The following is a 6,564-nucleotide window of genomic DNA, read 5'->3' as shown; positions in this document are numbered from 1 at the left end:
GGGGCCCCCCCCGGCGCGGCCCCAAAAAAAACAGTCCCGCGGGGGGGGGGGGGGCCTCTCCCCGCGCAACAAATTTTTTTTCCGGCGGGTAAACCCGGGGGGGGGGGGGGCCCCGGGGGGGGGGGGCCCCCCCGGCCGTCGGAGGTACCGAAGTTGCAGCCGGGTGCGTCAGTCGTTTCAGTCCAGGATCAAGTCGTTGAGCACGATGGTCTGGTCGCGGTCCGGACCCACGCCGATCGCGGAGAAGCGCGTGCCGGACAGCTTTTCCAGGGCCAGCACGTAGTTCCGTGCATTCTCCGGCAGGTCCGCGAGCGTGCGGGCGCCGGTGATGTCCTCGGTCCAGCCTTCGAAGTACTCGAAGATGGGTTTGGCGTGGTGGAACTCGGTCTGGGTCATGGGCATTTCGTCGTGCCGGACGCCGTCGACGTCGTAGGCCACGCAGACGGGGATCTGTTCGATGCCCGTGAGGACGTCCAGCTTGGTGACGAAGTAGTCCGTGAAGCCGTTGACGCGGGAGGCGTGGCGGGCCAGGACGGCGTCGTACCAGCCGCAGCGGCGCGGACGGCCGGTGTTGACGCCGAACTCGCCGCCGGTCTTCTGCAGGTACACGCCCATCTCATCGAACAGCTCCGTGGGGAACGGCCCGGCGCCCACACGCGTGGTGTAGGCCTTGATGATGCCGATGGAGCGCGAGATGCGGGTGGGACCGATGCCGGAGCCCACCGAGGCGCCGCCGGCGGTCGGGTTGGAGGAGGTCACGAACGGATAGGTGCCGTGGTCAACGTCCAGGAACGTCGCCTGGCCGCCCTCCATGAGCACCACCTTGCCCTCGTCCAGGGCGGTGTTCAGCACCAGGGTGCTGTCGATGACCAGGGGCCGCAGGCGTTCCGCGAACGACAGGAAGTAGTTCACGATCTCGTCAACGAGGATCCCCCGGCGGTTGTACACCTTGACTAGGAGTTCGTTCTTCTGGCGCAGCGAGCCTTCCACCTTTTGCCGCAGGATGGATTCGTCAAAGACGTCCTGCACGCGGATCCCGAGGCGCGCCACCTTGTCCATGTAGGCGGGGCCGATGCCGCGGCCGGTGGTGCCGATGGCCCGGCTGCCGAGGAAGCGCTCGGTGACTTTGTCCAGCACCTGGTGGTACGGGGCGACGAGATGGGCGTTGGCCGAGACGCGCAGCTTGGAGGTGTCCGCGCCGCGGGCCTCGAGGCCGTCGATCTCCTGGAACAGGGCCTCAAGGTTCACCACACAGCCGTTGCCGATGATCGGAACCGCGTTCGGACTCAGGATGCCGGCAGGAAGGAGCTTCAGCTCATACTTCTCACCGCCCACGACGACGGTATGCCCGGCGTTGTTGCCGCCGTTGGGCTTGACAACATAGTCGACGCGGCCGCCGAGCAGGTCGGTGGCCTTACCTTTGCCTTCGTCGCCCCACTGGGCTCCGACGATCACGATTGCTGGCATGGGATCCTCCCCCATTCGTTCGGGCCGATTCCCGGCAGCATCACCGTGGTGACTCGCCGGGGTCAGCGCCGTTCATGAGAATGCCCCGAATTTCATCGCCGGACTCCACGGTGTTGACCGCAGGGTTCAGCGCAAGAGTTCCGGGGCTCTTACCACCCAAGTTTAGCCGATCGGCAGCAGAACCAGTGCTAGGGCCGTCCGCCGGTTCGGCCCGTCCGTGACGTTTCGCGGGGGCAGGCAGCGTGAGGACGAACAGGCTGCCGGTGACAAGAGCGGCACCTGCCCAGGCCAGGGCCGGCAGCCGTTCGCCGACGACAAGCACCGCGAGGATGGCGGCCACCACTGTCTCGGCGAGGGATATCGTGGTGGCTGCGCTGGCGCGGACCCGGGCCAGGCCCCAGCCGAACAGCACGTAGCCCGCGAACATGGGGACAACCGCCATGTACACGCCCACGGCCATGTTCTGCCAGGACGCCGCGAGCGGTGCCCCGGTCAGCGCCAACACAGGCATGAGCAGCAGCCCGCCCAGGCCGAAGACGGTTCCCATCGCCGCCTTTGAGGGGACGCCGGTGTTCATCAGGCGGTGCGCAGCCCAGGAGTAGAGGGCGTAGGTGAGCCCGGCAACCAGTCCCAGGCCAATGCCGGCGGGCGTTGCCCATCCCCCAGCAGCAGCGGGCCCCGGCCCACCTTGCCCGGCGTCCGCAAAGCACAACAGCGCGGCGCCCGCCAGGCCCAGCGCTGCGCCCGCTGCCCACCGCCGCGTAAACCGTCTCTTGTCCACGACGCGTTCAATGACCGCGGAAGCCAGCGGAGCTGAACCGATGGAGACAACGGTCCCAACCGCCACGCCGGCCAGGTGCATTGAAGAGTAGAAAGCGAGCGGGTACGTCGCGACGGCAACAGATCCCCATGCCACTATCGGCCACTGCCCGCGCAGGGCGGCCGCGAATCCCCGGATCGGTCCCGCCGCAACAGCCGCCTGGAGCAGGCCACCGAAGCCCATTGCCACCGCGCCGATCGCGAGGGGGCTTACGTCCGGGGCGAAGGTGGCTGCGGTACCGGTCGTTCCCCACAGCACCGACGCCGCCAGCACGAAAAATGCGCCCCACGCGCCCCCTGCAAAACCGGCCGGCTTCACAGGCCGCCGATCATTGTGGCCGCGATCCGGCGGGCTTCCTGGACACACTGGTCATTGCCTTCAAGTCCTGCGCGGGCCATCGATCCTTCAAGCAGGAAGGCCAGGTGCCGGGCAAGGGTCGCTGCCTGCCGGGGTGCGTGCGGCAGGAGTTCGGTCACATGCCCGGCCAACAAGGCTTCGACCTCCTCCTTGTGGCGCCGGACGACCGCCCTCCCGGCATCCCCGGCAGGCAGCTCGGCGGCGGCATTCAGCAGTCCGCAGCCCCTGAAGCCATGCTCGTACGCGAGATCGGCATGATCCGCATAGGCATCGAAGACGGCGAGGACGTGCTCCCTGGGCCCGGCCGCCTTCTCCAGCCTCAACCGGTACAGCCCCATCCACTCGTCATGGCGGGCATTCAGGTAGGCAGTCACCAGCTCAGCCTTGGAGGCAAAGTTGTTGTAGAGGCTCTTCTTGGCCACCCCCGCCTCCGCTGTAATGGCGTCAATCCCTGTTCCGGCCAGGCCATCTGCATAAAAGCGCCGGGAGGCCGCCTGAAGCAGCGCCTCGCGCGCATGCCCTCGGGAAGGACGACTCTTTGGTGCCGCCTGTTGCTCGCTCATCATCATCCTCACGTGGGCGCCTTGAAACAGAAGCTTTAGTAGGTAGACCAGTATACCTACTATGTGCGTTCTGTGGCGGCGCCTCTGAGGTTCCGTCCCGCTGCAGGAGCCGGAGCGGGAGGGGCGCTTGGTGCGGCTTGCTAAACTGAAAAGGATCGACCAGGAATCGATCCACCCTCATTTCAAATCGTCCCGGACTTGGCGCGCCCGCTTCCGGTACGGCAGCGTGACCGATCCCCGCAGGAGACACAGCACTTACATGACAGCCATGGCTACTGAATCTTTCCGTGAACAACTCCTGAGCCGCCGCTACGAACCGAATGTCGCAGCCGTTAACGAGCTGTGCGACTCCCTGCAGGGCGCCAAGCCTGGCACCCAGGTCCCCTACGTCGACCCCATGCACGACGTCGACGAGTGCCGCATCATCAGCCTCTTCTCCAACATCGGCCCCGCGGCGCCGTCCGGCTTCATCACCGCCGGCGACGATGACGCAGCCACCCGCATGCTCGGACTGCAATGGAAGCTGGGGCTGCGGCCCGAGTTCGTCATGCCGTGGAACGTGCATCCGTGGCACGTGCCGGGAGAGCCGAACGGCAAATTCACCCCCGACCAGATCTCCGCCGGCCTCAAGCCCCTGCTGAAGTTCCTGGCCCTGGTTCCCCGCGCGTCGGTGATCGTCGCCCACGGCACCGAGGCCAACCGGCTGGCAAACATGCTGCTCAAGACCGAAGTGCCCCTGCTGTGGCGCCGGGGCCTGAAAACCTACAAGGTGCGCTCGCTGAGCGGCCGGGCATTCGCCGGCGCCCCTGCGCGCCAGCAGCAGTACCTCGATGAAATGCACGTTGTGTACGCGGACGCCATGGCCCGCACCGGCTTGGCGAAAGCCGCCGGCTAACCCGCTGATGGAGCTTGCCGAAATCAAGGTCTCGACAAGCTCGACCAGCGGCCACCGCTGATTGAGCCTGTCGAAATCAAGGCAGCTGACCGCCCGCCGTCGTGCTTAAGCGGGGCCGCCGCCGCCGAGGGTTCCCTGGCTGAGCGAAGCGAAGCGAGGGAGGCGGTGGGGACTTACTTGCCTTCGATGGCAGCCTTGGCTGCCGGGTCCGAGTCATTGAGGAATTTCTCAATGCGCTCCGGCTCCTCGGCCTCGTTGATGGCCGCCGAGGCGCGGCCCAGCGAGTACAGCGCACGCAGGAAGCCGCGGTTGGGCTCGTGGTCCCACGGGATGGGCCCGACGCCGCGCCAGCCGTTGCGGCGGAGCGAGTCCAGCCCACGGTGGTACCCCACCCGGGCATAGGCGTAGGAGTCGACGGTGCGCCCTTCCGCCCACGCTTCCTCGGCCAGCACTGCCCAGAGCAGGGACGACGTGGGGTGCTTCTCCACGAGGTCCAGGGCCTCCTGGCCCGCGCCCAGCTGCTCGTAGACCTCGGTCTCGGCGGGCAGCAGGGTGGGCTCAGGGCCCATCAGGTTCTTGCGGAACTCGTCGGACATGACTAGAAGGTCTTGCCGGCGGAACCGAGCTGCTGGGTGGCTTCCACGACGCGGGCGGCCAGGCCGGCCTCGGCGGAGGCGCCCCAGACGCGGGGGTCGTAGGTCTTCTTGTTGCCGACCTCGCCGTCAACCTTCAGCACACCGTCGTAGTTGCGGAACATGTGGTCCACCACCGGACGGGTGAAGGCGTACTGGGTGTCGGTGTCGATGTTCATCTTGATCACACCGTAGGACACGGCGTCCGCGATCTCCTGGTCCGAGGAACCGGAACCGCCGTGGAACACCAGGTCGAACGGGTTGTCCTTGCCGATCTTCGCGCCGACCTGCGCCTGGATGTCCTTCAGGATCTCCGGACGCAGCTTCACGCCGCCCGGCTTGTACACACCGTGCACGTTGCCGAACGTCAGGGCCGTGATGTAACGGCCGTTCTCGCCGGAGCCCAGGGCCTCGATCGTTGCCAGGGCGTCCTCAACCGTGGTGTACAGCTTCTCGTTGATCTCGTGCTCGACGCCGTCTTCCTCGCCACCGACGGTGCCGATTTCAACCTCGAGGATGATCTTGGCCGCAGCCGCACGTGCCAGCAGGTCACGGCCGATGCGCAGGTTCTCATCCAGGGTCTCGGCGGAGCCGTCCCACATGTGGGAGTTGAAGATCGGGTCCTTGCCGGCCTTGACGGCTTCCTCGGACGCGGCCAGCAGCGGCAGCACGAAGCCGTCCAGCTTGTCCTTGGGGCAGTGGTCCGTGTGCAGGGCAATGTTGACGTTGTAGTTCTTGGCCACCTCGCGGGCGAACGCCGCGAAGCCCAGCGAACCGGCAACCATGTCCTTGGTGGACGCGCCGGACCAGTAGGCCGCACCGCCGGTGGAAACCTGGACGATGCCGTCAGATTCGGCCTCGGCGAAACCGCGCAGCGCCGCATTCAGGGTCTGGGAAGACGTGACGTTAACCGCCGGGAACGCGAAGCCGCCCTTTTTTGCGCGGTCGATCATGTCGGCGTAGATCTCTGGGGTTGCAATGGGCATGCTGACTCCTCAAGTAATTTCGTCTGCGGGTTGGGTTGACCCTGGAGTGAACCTCGTCGGCTACGAACCATCCTAGTCATTTCTGCGCCACCGCCGTGTTTCGGGTCACTCACCGGTAATACTTCTCGGCGGAGCTAGACGTGCTGGCCGAACACGTGCCGGCGCACCCACGCGTGCATGGCGATGGCCGCCGCGGACCCGGCGTTGATGGAGCGCGTGGAGCCGAACTGTTCGATCGAGAGGGTGGCTTCCGCGGCCTCATGGACCTCCGGCGTCAGGCCCGGGCCCTCCTGGCCGAACACCAGCACGCATTTCCGCGGCAGTTCGTAGGTTTCCAGCGGCACGGAATCGGGGAAGATGTCGATCCCGATGATGGCCAGCCCCTCCCCCTGTGCCCACGCCACGAAGTCCTCCACGGTGGGGTGGTGCCGGACATGCTGGTAGCGGTCGGTGACCATTGCCCCGCGGCGGTTCCACCGCCGTCGTCCGATGATGTGGACTTCCTTGGCGAGGAAGGCGTTGGCGGTGCGCACCACGGTGCCTATGTTGAGGTCGTGCTGCCAGTTCTCGATGGCGATGTGGAAGTCGTGCCGCTTGGAATCAAGGTCGGCGACGATCGCCTCGTGCTTCCAGTAGCGGTATTTGTCCACCACGTTGCGGCGGTCCCCGTCCGCGAGGAGGTCAGGGTCCCAGTGGTCACCTTCGGGCCACTGGCCGTCCCAGGGCCCGACGCCGACCTCCGCCTTGGGCTCAGAGGTTTCCTCTGCGGTCGGTTGGCGTTCGGCTGGGGTCCCGGGCGTCTGAGTCACCCCTCAACACTAGACTGGGCTCCGAGAATGCATTC

At 66.5% G+C, this 6,564-nt stretch carries 7 protein-coding genes; 1 reads left to right on the top strand and 6 read right to left on the bottom strand.

The genetic code is table 11. The features are described 5' to 3' along the window. Positions 1–177 precede the first annotated feature (177 nt). From JYA52_RS14415 to JYA52_RS14405, 3 genes are read right to left on the bottom strand one after another with little or no spacing between them, the layout of a single operon-like run. The gene (locus tag JYA52_RS14415) at positions 178–1,467 is read right to left on the bottom strand and encodes an adenylosuccinate synthase (RefSeq protein WP_205653855.1); all 1,290 of its coding nucleotides are present in this window, start codon (positions 1,465–1,467) and stop codon (positions 178–180) included. A gap of 40 nt (positions 1,468–1,507) precedes the next feature. Next, a complete protein-coding gene (locus JYA52_RS14410; RefSeq protein WP_205653854.1) occupies positions 1,508–2,605 on the bottom strand; it encodes a DMT family transporter in 1,098 nt (365 codons plus the stop codon). Beyond that, complete coding sequence (locus tag JYA52_RS14405) at positions 2,602–3,207, bottom strand: TetR/AcrR family transcriptional regulator (protein WP_205653853.1); 606 nt, start codon at positions 3,205–3,207, stop codon at positions 2,602–2,604. Before JYA52_RS14405 ends, JYA52_RS14410 begins: the two co-directional genes overlap by 4 nt. Positions 3,208–3,466: 259 nt before the next feature. Between JYA52_RS14405 and JYA52_RS14400 the strand changes: the two genes are divergently transcribed. Beyond that, positions 3,467–4,102: a uracil-DNA glycosylase family protein gene (locus JYA52_RS14400; RefSeq protein WP_205653852.1), complete on the top strand. Its 636-nt coding sequence runs from the start codon at positions 3,467–3,469 to the stop codon at positions 4,100–4,102. A gap of 173 nt (positions 4,103–4,275) precedes the next feature. On the opposite strand, the gene JYA52_RS14395 is transcribed toward JYA52_RS14400, so the two are convergent. The 3 genes from JYA52_RS14395 to JYA52_RS14385 form a co-directional block, all read right to left on the bottom strand. Next, positions 4,276–4,698 (bottom strand): DUF3151 domain-containing protein, encoded by a 423-nt coding sequence (locus JYA52_RS14395; protein WP_205653851.1) that lies wholly within the window; start codon positions 4,696–4,698, stop codon positions 4,276–4,278. 2 nt (positions 4,699–4,700) lie between these two features. Beyond that, a complete protein-coding gene (fbaA, locus tag JYA52_RS14390) occupies positions 4,701–5,720 on the bottom strand; it encodes a class II fructose-bisphosphate aldolase (RefSeq protein ID WP_205653850.1) in 1,020 nt (339 codons plus the stop codon). A 134-nt stretch (positions 5,721–5,854) separates the two neighbouring features. Beyond that, positions 5,855–6,529 (bottom strand): TrmH family RNA methyltransferase, encoded by a 675-nt coding sequence (locus JYA52_RS14385; RefSeq protein WP_205653849.1) that lies wholly within the window; start codon positions 6,527–6,529, stop codon positions 5,855–5,857. Positions 6,530–6,564: the final 35 nt, after the last annotated feature.

The sequence above is a fragment of the Arthrobacter pascens genome, assembly GCF_017052465.1.
Taxonomy (GTDB): Bacteria; Actinomycetota; Actinomycetes; order Actinomycetales; family Micrococcaceae; genus Arthrobacter; species Arthrobacter pascens.
Note: the sequence above shows the minus strand (reverse complement) of the source record. Positions and strands in the feature narration are given on the sequence as shown.